This window comes from Bellilinea sp. (assembly GCF_053501535.1).
In genome coordinates this window covers 1-21121 of the sequence record NZ_JBRCOK010000029.1, presented here as the reverse complement: position 1 = coordinate 21121, position 21121 = coordinate 1, and the positions used below count along the sequence as shown (strand labels likewise).

Here is a 21121-nt window from a genome sequence, read left to right as displayed (position 1 = left end):
TCAAATGCGTTTTTTGATCTTTGGGATGGGGGCGATCGGAACATACATCGGTGGCAGCCTGACTTTAGGCGGCGAGTCGGTCATCTATCTTGAGCGATCGGAGGTTGCCGGACGTTTTAACCTGCAACCATTAATACTCGAAATTGAGGGCAAAGAAAAAACTTTTGTGCCGGAAGGGGTGAGCGATTCGCTGGAAGAGGTATTTGGTCACTCTCCCATAGATGTGGCGTTGGTGGCGGTCAAGTCTTTCGACACACTGGAAGTTGCCAGACGCTTGCAGCCCTATCGCGATCAGATTTCAGCGGTAGTCAGTTTACAAAATGGCGTTGAGAATGAAGAAGTTTTAGCCGGGTATGTGGAAAAAGACCGGGTGATTGCGGGCACCCTGACCAGTGCGGTTGGTAAAATGGAAACCGGCAAGGTTATTCTGGAAAAAAAACGTGGCATCGGTATTGCAAGGGGGCATCCGCTTTCTGAAAGTATCGTGGAATCATTCAACCGGGCAAATTTGAATGCCCGCTTGTATCCACATGCCGGCGAGATGAAATGGTCAAAATTGCTCACGAACCTTCTGGCAAATGCCACTTCTGCCATTTTAGATCTAACCCCTGCCGAAATCTTTTCCGACCCTCGCTTGTTCCGAATTGAAACGGCGCAAGTCCGCGAAGCAGTCAGGGTCATGAAACGCCTCGGATATCGAGTGGTTGATTTACCGGGTACGCCGGTTCGTTTGTTGTCGGTTTTGTTTCATAAAATCCCGGAGGGGATTGCCCGCTTGCTTGCAGGTAAGACACTGGCAGCCGGGCGAGGCGGTAAGATGCCCTCTTTTCATGTTGACCTGTATCGCGGATACCGCCCTTTGGAGGTTGATTACCTGAATGGAGCAGTTGTGCGATTTGGAGAACGGCTTGGCGTTGCCACACCGGTCAATTCATTCTTGAATGAAACCCTCTTGTCCATCGCCGAGAGACCGATTGAAGAAAATGTTTATCGAAAAAATCCCGAGCGATTGATTGCGGATTTATCGAAAAGAGTGAGGTTATTTTCATGAACATCCCAGAGTGGGTGAAAGATAGTATTTTTTATCAAATTTTTCCGGATCGGTTTGCGAATGGAAATACAGAAAATGATCCGCCTAATGTTCAACCTTGGGGCAGTCCGCCGGATCCTGTTCATTTTCAAGGGGGAGACCTGGCGGGCATCGAACAAAAATTGGATTACTTGCAGGATCTGGGTATCAATGCAATTTACCTGAATCCGATCTTTTTATCTCCTTCTACCCATCGCTACAACACGGTGGATTACTACCGGATTGATCCCAAGTTGGGTACGCTGGATGATTTTCGCAGATTGCTAAAAAAAGTACATCAACGCGGCATGCGAATAGTTTTAGATGGTGTGTTCAACCATTGTGGACGAGGTTTTTTCGCTTTCAATGATTTATTGGAAAATGGAGCGAATTCTCCCTATTTGGATTGGTTTCATGTTCGGGGATTTCCGTTGAACGCTTACAGCCGGGGAAAGGCAACCCGATATGAGGCATGGTGGGGCTTCAAGAGTCTGCCAAAATTTAATACCAATAATTCAGCCGTGAGGCGATATCTTATAGAAGTGGCTCGCTATTGGGTTGAGGAAGGAATTGACGGATGGCGTTTGGATGTCCCCAATGAAATTGATGATGATGAATTCTGGGGCGAATTTCGGCAGATCGTAAAGTCAGCAAACCCAAATGTTTATCTGGTGGGGGAAATTTGGGATCTTCTTGCCCGGTGGGTGAATGAAACTCACTTTGATGGGGTCATGCATTACCCCTTGCGCTCGGTAATTTTGGATGTGCTGAGAGGCGGCATTGGAATCAACGATTTTTACCTGCGCCTGATGCAAATTGAAGAGACTTATGGGCAGGATGCCTTATTCGGTATGTATCTGCTGCTTGGTTCTCACGATACGGAGAGAGTAAAGACCCTCCTAAATGGAAATGCCCAAAAATTACGCCTGGCTTATCTGCTGATGTTTGCTTTTCCGGGGACGCCGGCGATTTACTATGGGGACGAAGTTGGCCTGGAAGGTGGCAAGGATCCGGATTGCCGCAGGGCGTTTCCGTGGAATGAAAACGGGTGGGATCGCGATTTGCGCCAATGGATTCAAAAATTAATTCAAATCCGCCGCGAAACACCACTGTTACGGCGAGGAAAATGGAAATTGCTTGAACCCACGCAATGTGATGGAGTCGTTCGCATGGCTCGAGAGGGTGGTGGCGAGAAATTATTAATTCTGGCGAATCTCAATTCTGAGCCTTGCCGGATTTCATTACCTGCAGAAACGGAAAACCCTCTCCCCCATCAAACACTGCGTAATTTGCTGGGCGATCAATTTCCGATTGAGAAAAATCAAAATCATTGGGAAATTAGCTTACCTGGCCTGAGCGGCGGGTATTTTTCAACTGCTTTTTGATTCCCAATCAGATAGCCAACCGATCTCTTCCGCGGCCATGAACAGGTCGGTTGCCGTGATCATGCCGATCAGTTCGTTGTTTTCATCAACAACCGGCAGATGGTGGACGTTCTTCTCCTGCATTTTTCGGGAGCATTCCACGAGAGTCCATTCCGGATGAGCAACCTGAACGGGGGTGGTCATGATTTCTCGTACGGTGGTTTCCGCCGGGTTGCGAGAGGCTGCGATGATCTTGTCGCGAATATCCGTGGTTGTGACAATCCCATAAGTGGTGTTGTGATGATCTTTCAAAACAACAACCAGGCTATGAATATGGCGGCGGCGCATGAGGGTCATGGCAAATGAAACACTGCTGTCAGCATCAATGACCACCACGGGACTTGACATCCAATCTCGAACCAGATGAGACATCGCGAATTCCTCCTAACTAAAACGAAGCAGGTTTGGTATCTTCTCGTGAGCGGTAAATTTGGTCAGTTTTTGCTGCCATGATGAAATCGTTGCGGTGTAAGCCGTTGACCACATGTGTCCACCATTCCACCGTCACTTTTCCATACTCAATGGTGAGTTTGGGGTGGTGATCTTGCTCGTCTGCAGCCAGCCCAACAGCCATGCTGAAATCCAAAGCATCTTTATAGCGTTTGAATCGAAAGGTTTTTTGTAATTTTGGCACCTCCTCGGAATCGATGACCATCCAACCTTCTGCCATTGGCAGAAGTGTGTCAATCTCATTGTGGTTTAAAGGTGGGGTACCTTTTTGGGGTCTAACACACTGCTCACGACTTAATTCGCTCATGGTTCACCTCTAAGGAGTTAATTGATCCATTTCACTTAACCTATCCATTAAATTTGCAATTTGATATGCTGCAAGTTGTTCTGCCTGCAGAATTTTTTGAGTAATTTCGTGGACGGCAATCAGGGTTTCCAAAATCGAGGCATGGGTGGAAGCGGGTTTTCCAACTTCGTTCAAAACTGCTACCCAGTTCATCCACCAGATGAAATCATAAAAGGATTCTTGATTGTACCAAAGTACATCCTTATAACGGTTGACTCCGATAAAGCGTTGAACTTCCAGGTCAGAAAGCCAGTATTCCATGATTCTGGAAAGCGAATACGAAGACCATTTTTCATACCATTCCTGCTGATTTATCAGGATGCGCAGGGTTGGGGAAATTCTCCAGGTCACTGCCCCATCCACGCCAATTTGATGGGCGGTATCCATGACTACATCCAATAACCGCCATTCCTCCATCCACGACAGGGTTTGGGATTGAGCGTCTTTTGCATCCTTAAGGATGCCCAATTTATGAAGGAAGGGATAAAGAAAACCCACATAGGAAATATCCCTGGCTTTGTTCATTCCCTTTTGCAAATATTCAAATGCTTTTGGAGCCAGACCGCGAATGGGAACCGGTAAAACTTTTTGAGGGGATTGGAGATGCAGCAGGAATTCCAGTTGTTTTTGGAGAGTGGTTAGGATCAGATCCCGGTGGTTGCTGAAGCCGGTCATTTGAGTAACGCCATTCAGCAGGTTTTCCAGCTTTTGACTGGCTTCCGGTAAAAGATGTTCGGGTAATTGTGGTTGTTGCTGAGTGACCTGATGTTCCAGTAAAAAGCGGATGTAACCGGGGTTTACAATTTCTCTCCACGGACGAAGGATTGGGGCAAGCAGTAACTCGTGCAGGGCTTCCTGAACACTTGGGACACCCCTTCCAGCCAGATACTGCCATAGCGAACGATATGAACCAAATTCATCATCGCTGACTTCGCGGAAATCTGAAAATACATAGGCTTGATAGGCTGAAAGTTTAATATGCAAGCCTTTTTGCGCCAGTTCATCTGCCGGGCGGATGTACTCCATTCCGCTCAACAGGTCTCGAAAGATTATAAAATGGTCTTCCCGCCCGGATAAACCCAGACCCTCGCTGAGCGAACGCTGGGTAAGTTTGGTTGTTCCCTTTTCGCGGGACTTGAAACCAGCCGACCAGCGAATCCACCCTTCGGTTTCGGCAAATTTATTATGGTAGACGACCAGAGCACGCTCATTTTCGAGACGGTTGGAATAGGCAAAAACATCTTCGTTGACCCAGCCGCCAGAGGTGAAAAAGTCATAGAGGAGGAAATTATCAACACCGGCAAACAAAGCGCGCCGATGGAGCAGCGGGAAAATTTGGCGCTTGTGACGTTCCACCAGATAAGGATCGGGCTTTTCGTCCCAATAAGCACGCCGGAATTCCATGCCGTATTTTTCGGCAAAGCCTTCAATTTGCCCATGTCCAAACATGGGTAGGCCTGGAAGGGTGGACATCAATACACAAATGCCAAAATACTTATCCCCTTTACCGAATTGATCTACGGCGGTGCGTTCATCGGGATTGTTCATGAAATTGACATAGCGTTTGAGAATCTCCGGTTCAAACTCGATGGTGTTCTTGATCAATTTGCGGTAACCGGCGTTGTCCTCATTGCGCAGCATATTCATGAAAGCAGAGTTGTACACGCGGTGCATCCCAAGCGTGCGCACGAAGTACCCTTCCATCAGCCAGAAAGCCTCTGCAAGTAGGAGGGTATCTGGAGCTTCTCGGGCGACGCGGTCCACTACTTCGCGCCAGAATTCGGTAGGGAAGGCTCGATCAAAGTCCTCTTTGGTCATGCCATGTTCGGCGCGGGAGGGAATTGCACCTCCAGTTCCGGGTTCGGGAAACCACAGTCGTTGGTAGTGTCGTTTTGTGAGCGTCATGGCGGCATCAAAACGAATGATTGGGAATCGGCGGGCAACCTCTAAAATGGTTTGAATGACAGCCTCACGTACCTGAGGGTTTAAATAATTTAATTGGGCGGTGTCATTCCATGGCATACTGGTGCCGTCATTCCCGTGATAAATATAGCGGACAGAACCAGTGGTGCGATCCGTGCGTTTGAATACAACCGCAGCATCCGTTCGTGTGTAGTAATGATCTTCCAGCAGAATTTCGACATTGGAATTACTGGAAAGATCCGGGCCGCTAAATGTGTAGGATGGGAAGGGACTATAGTCTAATGAGATAAACCAGTCGGGATGCTCGATAACCCAGCTGGAATCAATCCCCATGTGATTAGGGACCATGTCAGAAGCAAGACGGATACCGTATTTCCAGGCTCTTTCACGCAGGGTTTGATAGGCTTCTTCACCGCCCAAATCGGCGGCGATGGTATAACCTGCCAGTGAATAGGCGGATGCAATGGCTTCAGGGTTGCCGCATAATTGCTTGATGCGAGCGGAAGCCGGGCTGCGTTCCCATAAGCCAATCAACCACAGGCCGCTAAATCCCCATTCAGCCAGTTGAGCCAGTTCTTCTTCCGGGATCTGGTCAAGGCGGGTGATGGCGCGTTGATATTTTTTACTGAGTTGATCCAGCCAGACGTAGGTATTTTTTGCCATTAATACCAGGCGGGGCATCCATTCGCGGTCGGGGCTGAAGTTTTCTGATTCAAGCTCACCAGACAGGCGATCAAAAACTGGAATTTCCACCGGACCGGGACCTAAAAAGGGAATTTTCTCCTCTTCCTTTAGGAAGTCCAGGCTGCTCAGCAATCGGTAGAGATATTTCCCAATCAAGTCCGCCCATCGTTTGCGGATGAACTCCAATTGTTCAAACAAAGAATAGGGGTGAGCAACTGCTGGCGCGCGCAGCAAGTCCATTAAATTTTGCAAATCCGGCCCGAAAGGCGGCTGCTGGTCAAAATAGTTATATAACTCTTGAATGGCTTTGGGATAGACCGTTTTTTGGGAGAGATTCTCATCGTCAAAGAGTTCCAGGTAGGGTGAAACGGCCGGGTTTTTATTGTTGACCCACAGGAGCATGATTTCTTCGAGAGAATTGGCGCGGTTGGATGCGCCGTTCGTGGACTGTTTGAGATATTCTTCGGCACTCACTTCACCCCGATAGACCGCGACCGGCGGAAACTCCAGTGTAAACGCCAGTAGAAGTTCATCCACTTTTTGTTTCCCAAGGGCTTTTTCCAGTTCAGACAGTGCCTGTTCCATTATCTGGGGATTTTTTTGCTGACGGTAGAGAAAAGCGACTAAATGCAAGATTTCGTCAATCAAACCCAAGGCATTAACCTGACCGGCTTTAACCGCCCTCTCCGGATAATTGAGCAGGTCACGGTAGACATTCATTTTTTGAGCAAACTGCCGGGCGGCATGAAAATTGGCAAAAACTACATTGCCGTTGAAGGAAAACAGACTCTCATCAAACTGGTAGCGATCACGAGCCTGCCGGGAAATGTGGAATTCCATGGATTTGCGCTCCTTAGGGATGGAGGATGAAACTGAATGATTTTATTATACCCTCGGAAACAAGCAAGAAATACAATGAACAATCAGGAAAAGATAGGACGATTAGGGGGTTTGAATTAATGTCGAAAGGGCATAAACCGGCTCTTTCCTGTTTTGCAGCTCAATTTCTGGTTGGATGATATTCCGGCTCACGAGCAGTTGGAGTGTCCGCTGCAGATCCTCTTTTCGCCAGCCGAACAGACGTTCCATCTCCCCCGGTGAAGCTGCCCCAACCGATTCAAAGTAACATTGCAGGATTTCAAAACGCGCCTGAGGTTCGGAAATTGGGCGGGACTGGTCAATCAACTGAGGGTAATGACGGTGGACGAGATCGTACACGAAAGCATACCGCCATGCGCCAGCCTGTGCCACACCGACCGGTAAGACCTTAAACTCCATTTGGAGCGTATCTAAAGCCCGGTTAAAGCGCGAAGTACTCTCGGGACTCGAAAGACGGGCTGCTTTTCGAAGAGAAATTGTATCCAGCGCACCTTCACGAAGCAGTGCTTCGTAAACCTGTTTGGCTTCCAGGGTCAAAGTTCCACCATGATATTGATCCAGATAGTCCTGTTCGGGGTCACCGAAATTTGGGGAAAGAGCATAGAAATAAGGCAGCAGCCGTAAAGATATTATCGTGTTCTTGCGGCATAAAATTCTGGCATAATACCAGACCTTCTTCCCAAGCAATTGATCTTTCCATCCCCAGGTGATATGACCCGGGTCATCGTGTTCGTTGGCAACCGGCCGATCTCCAGCAGCGGCTACCCATAAACTGGGCAAATTGACTCGTTGAATCGGCCAGAAGAAAACAAAACCACGCTGATTGACGAAGTCTATTGCTTCTTCCAGAGTGCGCAGCCGATCTTCCGGCCGAATGCGAAAAATTTTTTGGCGGTACGAATCGAGTGTCGAAGCTGAAAGATGAGGCATAATTTTCCATCCCTGCATTGGTCAGGATGGTTCAATTGTATTCCTTTATGCCAAAAAATAAAAAAGCAGAGGAAAAAGTCCTCTGCCTGAGATACTCAATTCATTCGAGCCAGGATATGGGTAATGATGTTCGAGCCGCTTCCGCCGATGTTTTGAGCCATGCCAATGCGCGCATCTGGAACTTGGGTTTGACCGCATTCTCCGCGAAGCTGCTGCACAACCTCGACAATCTGATACATTCCGGTTGCGCCAACCGGGTGTCCGCGTGCCTTTAAACCTCCGCGAGTTTGGACAGGGATGCGTCCTTCGGGGCGGATTTCGCCATCCAGTGCTAATTGGGGCCCCTTGCCTTTTTCCGCAAAGCCACAGGCTTCAAGTGACAAGGCTGCCATGATGGTGAAAGCGTCGTGGAGTTCAAATACATCAATCTGATCAGGGCCAATGCCAGCCTGGCTGTAAGCCTGCTTTGCCGATTTTTCAGCCGCGCTGAGCCACAGAGGAATTTTACGAGAGTGGACTGCCATTGTGTCGGTGGCAGCACCTGCGCCCAAAACTTTAATAACCGTACGAGGTGGAAAGCGGTTGAGCAGTTCAACCGGAACGAGAATCGCAGCAGCAGCGCCATCCCCAACCGGTGAAGCGTCCATTAGATTGATTGGTGGGGTAATCATTGCGGCTTTCAGATAATCTTTTTCGGTCAGTGGGGAGCGCAGGCGAGCGTTGGGATTGCTGGCGGCGTTGCTATGGGCGTTGATGGAGAACGGTGCAAAATGATGATGCTCCCAGCCGTATTCGTACATATAGCGGCGCATGATGAGGGCATTGATAGCCACAAAGGAAAGTCCCTGGCCAGCCTCCCAGTCAGCATCGGCAGCTGTGGCCAGTTCAGCGGTGATTTCTGCGCCGGGTGAATCGGTCATTTTTTCGACACCTACCGCCAGCGCTATGTCCATAAATCCAGAGGCAACAGCCATCAAGGCTGAACGAAATGCAGCAGCCCCCGAACTGCAAGCCGATTCAATGTGCATGGCATTCGAATAACGGACACCGATCCAATCTGCAACAAAGGCGCCTAATTGCTGCTGGCGGTTTGCCGAACCAGACATCATGTTGCCAACGAACACGCCATCTACACCGTTGATACCGGCGTCTTGAAGCGCTGCCAGCGCCGCTTCTCCGGCAAGCTCGCGCAAAGACTTTTCCCAATGTTCATCAATCGAGGTTTGACCAATTCCTAAAATGGCTACTTCACGCATGTCAAATTCCTTTTCCAAGTTGATTCAATGTTATTATAGCGAGGTTAACTGTCAATCTCTATCAAATCCAACATGTATAGAACCTTTGAGGTAGTATAATTGCCGCCGTGTTACCCCAAAAAACAATTTCCTTTCTGGTTGTGCAGTGTTTAAGGGTTGCGCTTGTTCTTGCAGGTATCCATGGCTGCACTCCTGTTCAGCCCGCCTCAATTTCGAGCGAGATAATCATTTCTGAAGAACATCCTGCAGCAACCCATTCACCTGCACCAATGTCGGAAAAACTCTCCTTATCTGCCGCAACCGCCACCTTTGAAAGTGACTCACCGGTTTACTTAAAGAGCGATCCGTTACCTGCGGCTGTTCAAACGAAATTGAATAATTTAGAGAATGTGGAGTGGGTTGACCGTGATGAGCTGGCAGACTATTCCCTAAAAATCAATCATTCAAATGAAACCGCTGGGTCAGTTTATATTCAGTGGGTTTATGCGGTTACTGCGGCTTTTCCAACCGTTCAGGATGAGATTGGTCTTGATCAAATAAAGGAATGCTGGCAGGGGGCAAGTAAAGCGGATTTCCGGCTTCTCATATCAGAAGAAGCGATGCCAATTTTCAGGGTGTTGTGGGGTGAAGCGGATCGAGAGAATGTAGAGGTATTTCCGGCAGAAATGCTGCTTCAAAAAGCCTGGCAGGAAAGGGACTTGCGGGCTATCATCCCCTTTGAACAAATCGAACCTCGCTGGAAGGTACTGCGAGTAGATGGTATCTCACCGTTGGATCAGGGTTTTGAAATGGATGCTTACGGTTTGACCATCCGATGGGAATGGCAATCCAACAGCCAAAAACCTTTTGATGTAATGATTGGTTCGCAGGCAGTCATCACCAATCGCCTGCCGGGAAAATTCACCAGACTGATCCTCACGGGTACAACCGCTTTAGTCCGCCAGACAGCGGAACGAATGGAATTGAACGGCCTGGAATACCCCGTTGAGGATATTGGAGTTATGCTGCGTCAGGCAGACTTTACTCATATCAGCAACGAAGTTTCTTTTTACGAAAATTGTCCGCCTGCCGTGCCGGTGAGGGGCGGACAGCGCTTTTGTGCCAACCCGCGATATATTGAGTTTTTGAAACTGGCGGGAGCAGATTTCATCGAATTAACCGGCAATCATTTGCTGGATTGGGGGAATGAGCCTTTCCTTTTTACGCTGGATTTATACAAGCAGAACGGTTTTCAATATTACGGTGGTGGTCGAAATTTGGAAGAGGCCCGCAAGCCGTTGCGAATTGAGCATAACGGTAATCGGTTGGCGCTGATTGGTTGTAATCGCGCGGGTCCAGAAAATATCTGGGCGTCAGAAGAGCAAGCTGGCCCAGCGCCCTGTGATTTTGAATGGCTGCAAGACACCATCCAAAATTTGGTTGAAGAAGGGTTTTTACCCATTGTTACCTTTCAGCACTTTGAAGTTGAGGATTTCATGCCCATGAACCTGACCCTGCAGGAATTTGAACAAACCGCCCAAATGGGAGCAGTGATTGTCAGCGGGAGTCAGGCGCATTTTGCTCACGGATTTGGTTTCTACCAAAACCACTTTATGCATTATGGATTGGGTAATTTGTTTTTTGACCAGATGTTTCCCCTGCACCGCCGCCAGTTTATTGACCGCCACCTGTTTTATGATGGAAAATACCTTGGGGTGGAGTTGATTACCACCCTACTGGAAGATTATGCCAAACCTCGCCTGATGACCGAAGAAGAACGGGCTCAAATGCTGGAAGAGTATTTTCGGGTGAGTGGATGGATGAATTCGGAGATGCCATGAAAGAAAAATGGATCAGGATTGTATGGTTTTTTATTTGGATTGCAGGTTGCACAGGTCCAACCATCAGCCCAGCTATTCATCTAACCGAGACAGTTTCCGCACCAACCAGTTCAGTAACTTCCATGAATACACCTGCACCAACAACGACACTACTCCCGTCTCCAACGGCGATTCCTCAACCGGTTGTCTGGTTAGATAACTCCCTGCCGGATGATCTGCTCAGGCAGCTTGCACAACAAAACACAGTTCCAGCGATCTCTCAAAAAGAAGAAGCCAATATCTGGCTCGAGCCAACCACGTCCGGACAGGGTCAGGTGGTGTGGGTATATGTGTTGGTGACACCCTTCTCATCGCTGACCGAGCAGATTAATTTTGACCAATTAAAATCATGGTGGCAAGGTCAACCTGATGAACAGGCACTTCCTATTCTGGTAACGGAAGATACCGCCAATGCATTGGAGCCCCTGTTGGGTAAATTTTCACCGCTTAATGTATCTATAGAGGCAGAAGAAAATCTTTTGAGTGCTGCCTGGACGAAGCGAGATGTGCTGGCGATTGTGCCCTTTGAACAACTGCAGCCTCGCTGGAAAGTGATTCCTTTGAACAACCAGTCTCCGATCAGCAATCAATTTGACCTCAATGCATATCCGCTCGCGTTACATTATGCCTGGAAAGCCAGCTCACTGGAAGTTGAGAACCTTGATATACCAGTTCTAACCCCAAACCGCGATGACAATCAATTGACCGTGCTGGTGATGACCGGTGTCACAGCACTGGTTCGCGCCACCGCAGTCCGCATGGAGCAAAAGGGAATGACGTATCCCGGCGAGGCAATCGGTGAATGGTTAAGAGAAGCGGATCTGACGCATATCAGCAATGAAGTATCGTTTTCCCCGCGCTGTCCCGATCCGAAAATGGAGCCCTTCCCATTAGTTTTTTGTAGCAAGCCAGAGTATATTGAATTGCTGGAATCGGTTGGAACTGACATCGTTGATCTTACCGGTAATCACGGTGTGGATTGGGGGCGGGATGCGCTATCATTTTCACTTGATCTTTACCGTTCGCGCGGTTGGGTCTATTATGCTGCCGGAGAAAATCTGGCGGAAGCCCGGGATGCTGTCTTTGTGGAGCATAATGGGAATCGCTTTGCTTTTCTGGGCTGCAACCCGGCCGGTCCTGCCTACATTTGGGCAGGGGAAGATTTTGGCGGCGTAGCCTCCTGCGATTATGATTGGATCCAACAACGCGTTCAACAGTTAAGGGAGGAAGGCTACATTGTCATTTTTACTTTTCAATATTTTGAAACTTACCGTCATTGGGTTGAAGAGTTCGAGCAGAGAGATTTTCGCAAACCTGCGGATGCCGGAGCGGTTATTGTTAGCGGCTCACAAGCCCACCATCCGATGGCAATGGAATTTTATGGAGATTCCTTCATTCATTACGGGCTGGGGAATTTGTTTTTTGACCAGATGTGGGTGGATACGGTTACAATACCCGAAGGTACGCGAAAAGAATTTATTGACCGTCATGTGTTTTATAATGGGAAACACATTTCAACGGAGTTGTTGACTGCCTATTTGGAAGATTACGCTCGCCCGCGCCCGATGAGCTCGAGTGAGCGGTATGATTTTTTGAAAACAATTTTCACTGCAGCAGGTTGGGGACCTTATAATCCATAATTCTTAAGGAGGCTATAATGAAAATTTGGGATATTTCATTAACAATTTCACCGAATTTGCCTACCTGGCCAGGTGATCCCAAGGCGGTCATCGAGCGGGTCAGTGCAATATCGGATGGGGCAAATGCCAATGTGTCCCGCATGGATATGGGGGTACATACCGGCACGCACGTAGATGCACCGCTTCATTTTATTGACGGTAGCAGTGCCGTGGAAGCCATGAATCTGGAGGTGTTAATCGGACCGGCCAGGGTAGTCCAGGTAGCGGATGATGTGAATGTGATTGACCGCGAAGTTTTGGAAAAGTTGGAAATTCCCGCTGGTACAACCCGCGTGTTGTTCAAAACGCGAAATTCGAAATACTGGGCCAGCCAGGTGCATGATTTTCAAACCGATTTCGTTGGAATTGATGAGAGCGGTTCAAAATTTCTGGTCGAAAAGGGAATATGTCTGGTGGGCGTGGATTATTTATCGGTTGCGCCTTATAAACAATCACGCCCGACCCATCAAATTTTATTGGGTGCCAATATGGTCATTGTGGAAGGGCTTGATCTTTCTGCGGTGCAACCGGGTGAATATCAGTTAATCTGCCTGCCTTTGAAAATTGAAGGCAGCGATGGTGCTCCGGCGCGGGCAGTGTTGATTCAGGAATAAGGACGCAATATCATCCCGGCGTGATGAGCGTATAACCGCCGTCAATGATGATGACTTGACCGCGGATCATAAACGCATCCGGACTGCAAAGAAACACGACCACTTTGGCAACATCTTCCGGTTGGACAAGCCGACCTGCCGGCGTGTTTTGAATGGCCCGCCTAATCACCTGCGGGTCGGAAAGCGAGGCAAAATGCTTCAGTGCATCTGTTTCAACCAGTGAGGGTGATACAGCGTTAACCACAATGTTTAGGGGAGCCAGTTCCACAGCCAGATAACGGGTCAGCGCTTCCAGAGCAGCCTTGGAGGCGCCTACCGCGACATAATCCGGCAATACGCGCTGGCTGCCGGGGCTGGAAACGGCAACGATGAATCCGCCGCCCCTTTTTTGCATGAGCGGCACCGCCCGTTGAGTGGAGAACAGAAAGGCGCGGGCATTGACATTCATGGTGTGGTCCCAGCCGCTTTCTTTTTGCTGAAGTGCCGGGCGGTTGAAGCCGGAAGCAGCATTACTGATAAAAATATCCAGGCCGCCAAAATGCTGTTCGACAAAGTCGAACAAGCGTTGAATATCCTCAATTTTTCCGACATTTGCACGGAAAATTTCTGCCCGACGTCCCATCTGATGGATTTTTTGGGCAACTTCCTCCGCGGGAGCCTGATTGCGCACAAAATTGATGACCACATCTGCGCCTCGTTCAGCAAGCAGGAGAGCGATGGCTCTGCCAATCCCGCGTCCACCGCCGGTGATCAGTGCCGTTTTACCTTGAAAGGGGAGGGTATTGTTCATCCAACATCACCTTTGAAGAGAATGGGTTTCAGCAAGTTGTGTTCAAACTGATTGAGGTTTTCACTGCCCAGTTCCAGCAATCGTTTTTCTGCGAGTAAAGCGTCTTTTTTCAGCTGATCGAGATTGACCGTGCGACAGACATCGGGATAGGCCGCCAACCATTTTTTTGCGCGGGAGAACATTTTTACCGCTCCGGGGTAATTCCTGTTCAAAATGTGATAATAGGCAACACCAATTTGGAGGACGCCGCGGTAAAATTCACGGACCGGCCCGGGTTCTTCCCGCCAGGCCAGTTCCAGGGCTTCATGAGCCTCAAAATAATGCCCCTGATTGAATAATTGAATACCAATTCTGGCCTGAGGATGTAATTCGCCCTGACAGGAATTTTGAATTTCCTTGCGGGTATAACGTTCCTGGGGGTACAATGGTTCGCGTGACATTGAGATAAATTATCGCAGGCTTTGTTTTTGTTTTGGGATTATAGCACAGGTGAGTTGTTGATTTTCTTTTCAATCTTTTGTGAGTTGTGATAGGATTGAAAAAGACCGGCAAATCATTACTCAAAGGAAAAAAAATGTCTCTCACCGCCTCCGATGATTTTTTGAAAGCCTGTTTGGAGCACAATTTTTGGACCTGGTCGGCTCAAAGCAAAGTCAACCCCATTCCGGTTACCAAAGCCAAGGGGGTGTATTTCTGGGATACCAGCGGGAAACGGTATTTAGACCTGAATTCAATGGTAATGTGCGTCAATATCGGTCATGGGGATGAAAGGGTGATTGAGGCCATTGTGGAGCAGGCGCGTCAGCTGCCTTTTGCCGGTCCGCAAATGGCAACCCAACCACGTGGAGACTTGTGTAAAAAATTGACCGAAATAGTTCCACCCGGCCTGACCAAATTCTTATTTACCCTTGGAGGGGCGGATGCTAACGAGAATGCCATCAAACTGGCGCGCGGGTATACCGGGCGTTTCAAAATCCTCACCCGCTACCGATCCTACCATGGTGCTACTTACGGGGCTATCTCCCTGACCGGAGATCCGCGACGGGTGGCGTGGGAACCCAACACCATGCCGGGTGTAGTTCATTTCCTTGACCCCTATCGTTACCGCTCTACATTTCACCGTCTGAATGCGGAAATTCCGGAGGAAGAATTCAGCCGGGATTATCTGAATCATTTGGAAGAAATTATCCAGTACGAACGTCCTGAAACCATAGCGGCAATTATGATTGAAACGGTTACCGGTACCAATGGAATCATCATCCCGCCGGCAGGTTATTTACAGGGTGTACGCGAAATTTGTGACCGGTACGGCATCGTGATGATTTGTGATGAGGTGATGAGTGGTTTTGGGCGTACGGGTGAGTGGTTTGCAGTGGATCACTGGAAGGTGGTACCCGACATTATGACCATGGCAAAGGGTTTGACCTCGGGGTATGCGCCTTTGGGGGCAGTGGCAATGAAGCCGGAAATTGCGGCGGCCTTCAATGAGAAAGTGTTCGAAGGCGGTTTGACCTTCAATGGCCATCCCCTGTCGCTGGCGGCAGCAATTGCCACCATTAAGGTGATGCAGGAAGATCATCTGGTCGAACGGGCTAGGCAAATGGGTGAAGTGATGGCGGATATGCTGGCTGAACTGGCAGAGCGTCATCCATCTATTGGAGAAGTGCGTTCCATTGGTTTATTTGGTGCCATTGAGCTGGTCAAAAATCGTCAGAGTAAACTCCCCATGGCGCCTTTCAATCAGAACAGCCCGGAAATGATGGCTTTTCGTAAGTATTTGCTTGATCACGGCGTCTTTTTGTACACCCATTGGCATACGGTGCTTTTGATCCCGCCTTTGATCATTACTCAAGAACAGCTGGCTGAGGGATTTGAGGTGATTGACCGAGCGCTGGCAATACCCGATGCAGCCGTTGAATAGTGATAAGTCTTTAATGTAACCAAACTGATAATTTAACATCTAAACACTGGAATTCGAACTCAATGAGGAGATTGCATGATGGAATTTAATCTATCTGAAGTTGGATTGGGAAAAGGCCAGCAGAAAGAAAGCAAAGTGGAAAAAGTGTTGATTTTGGGAGCCGGCCCGGCGGGGCTTTCGGCTGCTTTATATGCGGCAAGGGCGGAGTTAAATCCACTGGTCTTAACCGGAACCGAGATGGGCGGACAGGCATCCCTGACACACACCATTGAAAATTACCCCGGCTTTCCAGAAGGGATTGGCGGCGCTGAATTGGGTGAACTTTTCCGCCAGCAGGCGGAAAGATTTGGGGCCCGGTTTGAATATGATCTGGCTACCGCAGTAGATTTAAGTCAGCGTCCCTTTAAGGTTCGTACCTACAGCAGCGAATTTCTGGCAGAAACTTTGATTATTGCCACTGGCGCGAGCCCGAACCATTTGAATGTGCCGAGAGAAAGTGAACTGACCGGGCGGGGTGTTTCATACTGCGCGACTTGTGACGGCTGGTTTTTCAAGGACAAAAAGGTTGTTGTGGTAGGCGGTGGAGACAGCGCGCTGGAGGAAGGTTTATTTTTGACCCGCTACGCGACCGAGGTGAACATCATTCACCGGCGCGATCAGTTGCGTGCGGGAGCAATTTTGCAAAAACGCGCGCGTGAAAACCCGAAAATTCACTTTATCTGGGACACGGTTGTCAGTGAAATTCTTGGGAATGGGGTGGTCAACGGTGTGCGTTTGCGCAACCTGAAAACGGGAGAGGTGAGAGATTTTGAAACCGATGGTGTTTTCATCTTTATCGGACATACGCCGAACACGCAAATCTTTCAGGGTCAGGTGGAAATGACACCGCAGGGCTACATTGTCACGGATATGCAAATGCGCACAAGTGTTGCTGGCGTTTTTGCAGCCGGTGAGGTGATGGACCCCCACTACCGTCAGGTGGTTACCTCGGCAGGCATGGGAGCGGCGGCAGCCATTGAGGCTACCCGATTTTTAGAGGCGAACTCCAGCAGCTAACGGCTGCTCCGGTAAGATAAGAAAACGGGTGCGCCTCATGTTCGAGCGCACCCGTCATTATTTTACTTTAAGGAGTGGGGGTAGAAGCCGCGCCGCCCGCACTCCACCAGACAAAAGTCCGAGAGTTGCTGGGGCTGCCGGCGGTATCATAAATCGGCTTGCCATCAGCGGAAGTACCAATCTGGCGAACCGGCACAACAAACCAGCGTAAGACGTGGGGGGTGTTATCGGTCGGCCGGAAGGAGGCCGGCACAATAAACTTGGTATCGGTTACATACTCGGTCAGGCGTCGGCCTTTCCCTTCGGTAATGTCTTCCACACTCACGGCATAGGCTTCGTTTTGACGAAGTGTGCCCACTGAGGCCCATTGCAAGGTAACCGAGTCGTTTGCGGCGGTAAAGACCGCTCCATCCGCTGGCAGTAAGAGATTGGGTGGGGCGTAAGGCGGTGGATTGGTTGGTGTCGGCGTAGGGCCGGGTGTGGGCAGACGCTCACACAATGGGATGTTAAGAGTCATGCCTTCATAGACAACATCCGATGGTAATCCATTGTAGGATTTGATGGCGTCTGCAGAGACATTGTAATTGCGGGCAATCCCGCTGAGCGTGTCGCCGCTTTGCACTTTATATGGGAACAATTGACAGGCAACTTCGGTAGCCTGTGCCGGGCTGAGTGTGTTGGTTGGCTGCGGTGAGGGTGTCGGGGTTGGCTGCGGAATTAAAAGAATGTTACCGACAACCAGATTGTCGCAGGCCGGTGAAAGTTTATTGAGTTGGATGATACTGTTGACCGAAACCCCAAAATTGAAAGCGATGCTTAAACAATTGTCGTTGGGCCGAATGCGATACTCTAATGGGGGTAAAGGTGTAAAGGTTGGCTGCGGAGTGGGGGTTTCGGTGGCTGTGGGGGTTTGCGTGATGGTGGGTGTAAGGCTGGCTGTAGGGCTGGGGGTCAAATTATCGCCTACGGTGGGTGCGGATGCCTGAAAAACCGCAAAGACTGTACCAGCGCCGATTCCGAGCAGTAACAGGATCAATCCAATGGCTGCCGGAAGTGAAATGGTCAACTGAGGCATGCGCGGCGATTCGACAATTTCAACTTTCTTTTTCCCTTCCGTTGAAGGAGTAACCTTTTCCGAATTGAATTGACGACCACAAACCAGACAGCGGGTAGCGTTGATACTTAATTTCGTGCCACAGGTTGGGCAAATTTTTGTTTTTGAGGTAAGTTCTTCTGGACTCATAGGCTTTATTTTAATCCAATTACCGGGAAACCCCCGGCGCATGAGATTATAACACAATCAAAAATTTGACAAGGGCGAAATCGTTTTTGCAGGAAATTTTTCAATGTGGTATGCTATGAACCATGCTACCCATTATCAGCCTCTATATTCATATTCCCTTTTGCAAGCATCGTTGTGCTTATTGCGATTTCAATACTTATGCCGGACAGGAAAACTTGATTCCGGCTTACATCCAGGCGGTAATAGCCGAAATTGAACAGGTGGCAAGGCTGCAAACCTACCCGTTTGAAATTGGCAGCATATTCTTTGGAGGCGGAACGCCAACTTATATCCCGGTAAAAGGATTGCAAGACATCCTGAATACTTGCCGGCGGGTTTTTGATGTGCTTAAGGAATGCGAAATCAGCATTGAGGCCAACCCGGGAACGGTAAGCAAGGAAAGTTTATATGAATTGCGGCAAACAGGATTCAACCGAATCAGTTTAGGAATGCAAAGTGCCAATATCAACGAACTGAGATTGCTCGAAAGAGAGCATGATCCCTTTTCGGTCATTCAGGCGGTTGAGTGGGCACGCCTTGCGGGGTTTGATAATTTGAACCTTGACTTGATATTTGGTATCCCTGGCCAAACGATGACCACCTGGCAACAAAGCTTGCAGTTAGCGCTTGGATTAAAACCGGAGCATCTCTCCCTTTATGCCTTAACCATCGAGCATGGTACCCCTTTCAAGAAGTGGCTGGAACGCGGGTTAATTGACCTTCCGGATGATGATCTGGCAGCAGATCAATATGAATATGCATGTCAAGTGTTGGACGAAGCGAATTATGAACATTATGAGATTTCCAACTGGGCATTGAAGCGCGGGGGAAACTCATTAGCGTGCCGTCATAATCTGCAATACTGGAGATACCTGCCTTATATCGGCATTGGGGCAGGTGCCCATGGGTTTTTACAGAATCATCGGACGGTCAATGTGCGCGGAATTAAGGCGTATATTACGCGGGTGATGAGCGAAGTTGGTATGCCCCCTCCGGCATCATCAGCGGCTGAACAGGTCGTTGAACTGGACTTATGGACTCGAATGCAGGAAAGAATGATGGTGGGACTACGTCTTTTAGAAGAAGGGGTTGACGAATTTTCATTCAACCAGCAATTTGGTTTCAAAATGGAAGAAGTGTTTGGTAAACAGATTAGCCGATTGATGGGAATGGGATTGCTGGAATGGTCGGAGAAACGAAATTCGCGCCATTTACGCCTTACCCGACAGGCGTGGCTCTTGGCCAACCGTGTGTTCCGTGAATTTATTGGATTGCCTCAACCATCTGTTATTCAGGAGCAGCGTCACTCCACCACAACGCGGGTACCGTAGCCGACTCGTTCCATATCACCGGGCTCAGAAACTGGCAAAACCCAACGAAAGAGCCATTTTGCTTCAGAAGTTCGCATATTGACACAACCATGAGAACGAGGTGTGCCAAAATCCTGGTGCCAGTAAGTGCCGTGAAAGGCGACCCCGGTTTGTTCAAAAAAGCAAGTCCACGGTACGCCGGGTAGTTCGTAATCCTCCGGGTTGCCGCTCAATCGTCCATCCCCCATGTGTTTGGAGGGCATTTTGGAATAAATATTGAACTCGCCTTTGGGGGTTTCCCAGGGGATCTGACCTTCTGGTTTGTAATTCAACCCCGTTGATACCCGGGTTTGAAAGACGATTTCGTCATTTTCATAACAGGTAAGGGTTTGGCGTCCGCGGCTGACAACAATGCGTTTTTTATGATGCGGCACTTCTGGCGAGATGGGAGTGAGTTCTTCGTCGGGAATCAGACGGAGATGATAAGCCGGGGCGTGATATTCAATTTTTAATAATTCATCTAAAATTCGGTACCACGCCTCTCCGTCTGGTCCTTCATCAATTCCAGTGACCCAGTGAACTGATTCAAAGTAAAGCCGATAAAGCGGCTGCCAACCTGAAGTAGTGGTATATCTCATTGCCTGCGAATAAGGAACGGTAACTTCTGCCAGTTGACGGCCTTCGCGGATTTGGGAGGCAACCGGGTTGTACTGCACGGTAACCCTTTGGGTGTTGGCGCGGTGAATGTAACCGCCCCATACCCGGTACCAGATCGGGTTGTAAGCCGGCCCGGATTCCGATTCGAGTTCATAATAAATGTTGACCAATTCATCACGAAAGCGTTGAAATAATATCCGGCTTTTGTCATCGGGTTGGGAATAGACACTGACCGAGCGAACCGTAATGCGGATTAAGTCATTTTTCTGATTATCTTCCTCGAAACCGGAAAAAGGACGGAATGCCAAACCTGCAAGGCCGGCAGCAGCACATAATTTGAGAAATTCACGTCTTGATAAACGGCTACCCATCGTGGAAAAATTATACCAACAATCGGCGGGTGTTTTCTCTGCTGAGTGAAGGAATGACGGTAGAATTTTAGATATGTCTGCGGTGATGTTGGCATTCCTTTCGGCGGTTTCTGGCGGATTTGCAAACCTTTTTGCACGACGATTGGTTTCGGTTAGCCAGGCCCGCAACATGCTCAGTGTGAATTTTGCTCTCATGACAGGCATGCTGCTGCCTGCTGCGCCATGGTTATTCGAGTTGCGGCTGGATAGTAAAGGTTTTTTCCTTTTGATGGCCGCAATTGGCCTGGATGGGCTGGCCAACTACGGTTATTTTCGTTCATTTGAGCGGGTAGACGCCGTAACGGTGAGCGGCTTACTGGCAGTTTCGCCGTTATTTGCCCTGGGCATATCGCCCTTGTTTTTCTATCAGAGCGAATCGCTTGGGGCGTTGCAGGTGCTCTCGGTTTTATTGTTCACCTGCGGTATTTGGATGATCGTAGGAAGATTTCAACAAAATTCAACAGAATTAGAACGCGTTCCCATCAAGGAAATTTTCTATCCCTTGGGAACAGCGTTTTTGTTCACCTTGAGCATGTTTGTGATCAAGGATTTATTTGCGGGGAATTATCTTAATCCCTACAC

Annotated in this window: 18 protein-coding genes; 9 read left to right on the top strand and 9 right to left on the bottom strand. The window is 48.9% G+C overall.

Translation table 11 applies throughout. From position 1 onward, the window contains the following. The first annotated feature begins 4 nt into the window (after positions 1-4). Both ACWIZX_RS03310 and ACWIZX_RS03305 read left to right on the top strand, forming a co-directional pair. Positions 5-1051: a ketopantoate reductase family protein gene (locus ACWIZX_RS03310; protein WP_448334801.1), complete on the top strand. Its 1047-nt coding sequence runs from the start codon at positions 5-7 to the stop codon at positions 1049-1051. After that, positions 1048-2454, top strand: a complete 1407-nt coding sequence (locus tag ACWIZX_RS03305; protein WP_448334800.1) for a glycoside hydrolase family 13 protein — start codon at positions 1048-1050, stop codon at positions 2452-2454. The genes ACWIZX_RS03310 and ACWIZX_RS03305 overlap by 4 nt, the downstream gene beginning before the upstream one ends. On the opposite strand, the gene ACWIZX_RS03300 is transcribed toward ACWIZX_RS03305, so the two are convergent. The 5 genes from ACWIZX_RS03300 to ACWIZX_RS03280 all read right to left on the bottom strand — a co-directional run bounded on the left by ACWIZX_RS03300 (position 2440) and on the right by ACWIZX_RS03280 (position 8961). Further along, entirely contained in the window at positions 2440-2865 is a 426-nt protein-coding gene (locus tag ACWIZX_RS03300) for a CBS domain-containing protein (RefSeq protein WP_322791619.1), read from the bottom strand. The two genes, ACWIZX_RS03305 and ACWIZX_RS03300, sit on opposite strands and share 15 nt — an antisense overlap. Before the next feature lie 16 nt (positions 2866-2881). After that, positions 2882-3250 carry a 4a-hydroxytetrahydrobiopterin dehydratase gene (locus ACWIZX_RS03295; RefSeq protein ID WP_322791618.1) on the bottom strand — a complete coding sequence of 123 codons (369 nt, stop codon included), beginning with the start codon at positions 3248-3250 and terminating at the stop codon, positions 2882-2884. Positions 3251-3259: 9 nt separating this feature from the next. Then, the gene (locus tag ACWIZX_RS03290) at positions 3260-6736 is read right to left on the bottom strand and encodes an alpha-amylase family glycosyl hydrolase (RefSeq protein WP_448334799.1); all 3477 of its coding nucleotides are present in this window, start codon (positions 6734-6736) and stop codon (positions 3260-3262) included. Between the two features lie 102 nt (positions 6737-6838). Continuing rightward, positions 6839-7705, bottom strand: a complete 867-nt coding sequence (locus ACWIZX_RS03285) for an AlkZ-related protein (RefSeq protein ID WP_448334798.1) — start codon at positions 7703-7705, stop codon at positions 6839-6841. 95 nt (positions 7706-7800) lie between these two features. Further along, positions 7801-8961, bottom strand: coding sequence for a thiolase domain-containing protein (locus ACWIZX_RS03280; RefSeq protein WP_322791615.1), 1161 nt, complete (start codon positions 8959-8961; stop codon positions 7801-7803). 269 nt (positions 8962-9230) lie between these two features. Between ACWIZX_RS03280 and ACWIZX_RS03275 the strand changes: the two genes are divergently transcribed. From ACWIZX_RS03275 to ACWIZX_RS03265, 3 genes are all read left to right on the top strand, one after another. Continuing rightward, complete coding sequence (locus ACWIZX_RS03275) at positions 9231-10781, top strand: CapA family protein (protein WP_448334797.1); 1551 nt, start codon at positions 9231-9233, stop codon at positions 10779-10781. 122 nt (positions 10782-10903) lie between these two features. After that, a complete protein-coding gene (locus tag ACWIZX_RS03270) occupies positions 10904-12460 on the top strand; it encodes a CapA family protein (protein WP_448334796.1) in 1557 nt (518 codons plus the stop codon). Between the two features lie 17 nt (positions 12461-12477). After that, positions 12478-13113: a cyclase family protein gene (locus ACWIZX_RS03265; protein ID WP_448334795.1), complete on the top strand. Its 636-nt coding sequence runs from the start codon at positions 12478-12480 to the stop codon at positions 13111-13113. Between the two features lie 10 nt (positions 13114-13123). Here the strand turns inward: ACWIZX_RS03265 and fabL are convergent, their stop codons facing one another. Then, positions 13124-13903 carry an enoyl-[acyl-carrier-protein] reductase FabL gene (gene fabL / locus ACWIZX_RS03260; protein WP_322791611.1) on the bottom strand — a complete coding sequence of 260 codons (780 nt, stop codon included), beginning with the start codon at positions 13901-13903 and terminating at the stop codon, positions 13124-13126. Then, positions 13900-14343 carry a DUF309 domain-containing protein gene (locus ACWIZX_RS03255; protein ID WP_448334794.1) on the bottom strand — a complete coding sequence of 148 codons (444 nt, stop codon included), beginning with the start codon at positions 14341-14343 and terminating at the stop codon, positions 13900-13902. The genes fabL and ACWIZX_RS03255 overlap by 4 nt, the downstream gene beginning before the upstream one ends. 134 nt (positions 14344-14477) lie before the next feature. On the opposite strand from ACWIZX_RS03255, the gene ACWIZX_RS03250 reads away from it, so the two are divergent. Continuing rightward, a complete protein-coding gene (locus ACWIZX_RS03250) occupies positions 14478-15824 on the top strand; it encodes an aminotransferase class III-fold pyridoxal phosphate-dependent enzyme (protein WP_448334793.1) in 1347 nt (448 codons plus the stop codon). Between the two features lie 78 nt (positions 15825-15902). After that, complete coding sequence (trxB, locus tag ACWIZX_RS03245; RefSeq protein WP_416181010.1) at positions 15903-16880, top strand: thioredoxin-disulfide reductase; 978 nt, start codon at positions 15903-15905, stop codon at positions 16878-16880. A gap of 67 nt (positions 16881-16947) precedes the next feature. Here trxB and ACWIZX_RS03240 read toward each other — a convergent pair whose 3' ends face one another. Continuing rightward, positions 16948-18123, bottom strand: coding sequence for a LysM peptidoglycan-binding domain-containing protein (locus tag ACWIZX_RS03240; protein WP_448334792.1), 1176 nt, complete (start codon positions 18121-18123; stop codon positions 16948-16950). A gap of 122 nt (positions 18124-18245) precedes the next feature. On the opposite strand from ACWIZX_RS03240, the gene hemW reads away from it, so the two are divergent. Then, positions 18246-19493 carry a radical SAM family heme chaperone HemW gene (gene hemW / locus ACWIZX_RS03235; protein WP_448334791.1) on the top strand — a complete coding sequence of 416 codons (1248 nt, stop codon included), beginning with the start codon at positions 18246-18248 and terminating at the stop codon, positions 19491-19493. Here hemW and ACWIZX_RS03230 read toward each other — a convergent pair. Continuing rightward, positions 19466-20500 carry a L,D-transpeptidase gene (locus tag ACWIZX_RS03230; protein ID WP_448334790.1) on the bottom strand — a complete coding sequence of 345 codons (1035 nt, stop codon included), beginning with the start codon at positions 20498-20500 and terminating at the stop codon, positions 19466-19468. The genes hemW and ACWIZX_RS03230 overlap by 28 nt on opposite strands. 73 nt (positions 20501-20573) lie before the next feature. On the opposite strand from ACWIZX_RS03230, the gene ACWIZX_RS03225 reads away from it, so the two are divergent. Next, a partial coding sequence (locus tag ACWIZX_RS03225) for an EamA family transporter (RefSeq protein ID WP_448334789.1) occupies positions 20574-21121 on the top strand: 548 nt, incomplete at its 3' end.

Excerpts from the sequence above, each read along its gene's own strand:
- ACWIZX_RS03310 (WP_448334801.1), top strand. The coding sequence starts at position 5 with ATGCGTTTTTTGATCTTTGGGATGGGGGCGATCGGAACATACATCGGT.
- ACWIZX_RS03305 (WP_448334800.1), top strand. The coding sequence starts at position 1,048 with ATGAACATCCCAGAGTGGGTGAAAGATAGTATTTTTTATCAAATTTTT.
- ACWIZX_RS03300 (WP_322791619.1), bottom strand. The coding sequence starts at position 2,865 with ATGTCTCATCTGGTTCGAGATTGGATGTCAAGTCCCGTGGTGGTCATT.
- ACWIZX_RS03295 (WP_322791618.1), bottom strand. The coding sequence starts at position 3,250 with ATGAGCGAATTAAGTCGTGAGCAGTGTGTTAGACCCCAAAAAGGTACC.
- ACWIZX_RS03290 (WP_448334799.1), bottom strand. The coding sequence starts at position 6,736 with ATGGAATTCCACATTTCCCGGCAGGCTCGTGATCGCTACCAGTTTGAT.
- ACWIZX_RS03285 (WP_448334798.1), bottom strand. The coding sequence starts at position 7,705 with ATGCCTCATCTTTCAGCTTCGACACTCGATTCGTACCGCCAAAAAATT.
- ACWIZX_RS03280 (WP_322791615.1), bottom strand. The coding sequence starts at position 8,961 with ATGCGTGAAGTAGCCATTTTAGGAATTGGTCAAACCTCGATTGATGAA.
- ACWIZX_RS03275 (WP_448334797.1), top strand. The coding sequence starts at position 9,231 with ATGTCGGAAAAACTCTCCTTATCTGCCGCAACCGCCACCTTTGAAAGT.
- ACWIZX_RS03270 (WP_448334796.1), top strand. The coding sequence starts at position 10,904 with ATGAATACACCTGCACCAACAACGACACTACTCCCGTCTCCAACGGCG.
- ACWIZX_RS03265 (WP_448334795.1), top strand. The coding sequence starts at position 12,478 with ATGAAAATTTGGGATATTTCATTAACAATTTCACCGAATTTGCCTACC.
- fabL (WP_322791611.1), bottom strand. The coding sequence starts at position 13,903 with ATGAACAATACCCTCCCCTTTCAAGGTAAAACGGCACTGATCACCGGC.
- ACWIZX_RS03255 (WP_448334794.1), bottom strand. The coding sequence starts at position 14,343 with ATGTCACGCGAACCATTGTACCCCCAGGAACGTTATACCCGCAAGGAA.
- ACWIZX_RS03250 (WP_448334793.1), top strand. The coding sequence starts at position 14,478 with ATGTCTCTCACCGCCTCCGATGATTTTTTGAAAGCCTGTTTGGAGCAC.
- trxB (WP_416181010.1), top strand. The coding sequence starts at position 15,903 with ATGGAATTTAATCTATCTGAAGTTGGATTGGGAAAAGGCCAGCAGAAA.
- ACWIZX_RS03240 (WP_448334792.1), bottom strand. The coding sequence starts at position 18,123 with ATGAGTCCAGAAGAACTTACCTCAAAAACAAAAATTTGCCCAACCTGT.
- hemW (WP_448334791.1), top strand. The coding sequence starts at position 18,246 with ATGCTACCCATTATCAGCCTCTATATTCATATTCCCTTTTGCAAGCAT.
- ACWIZX_RS03230 (WP_448334790.1), bottom strand. The coding sequence starts at position 20,500 with ATGGGTAGCCGTTTATCAAGACGTGAATTTCTCAAATTATGTGCTGCT.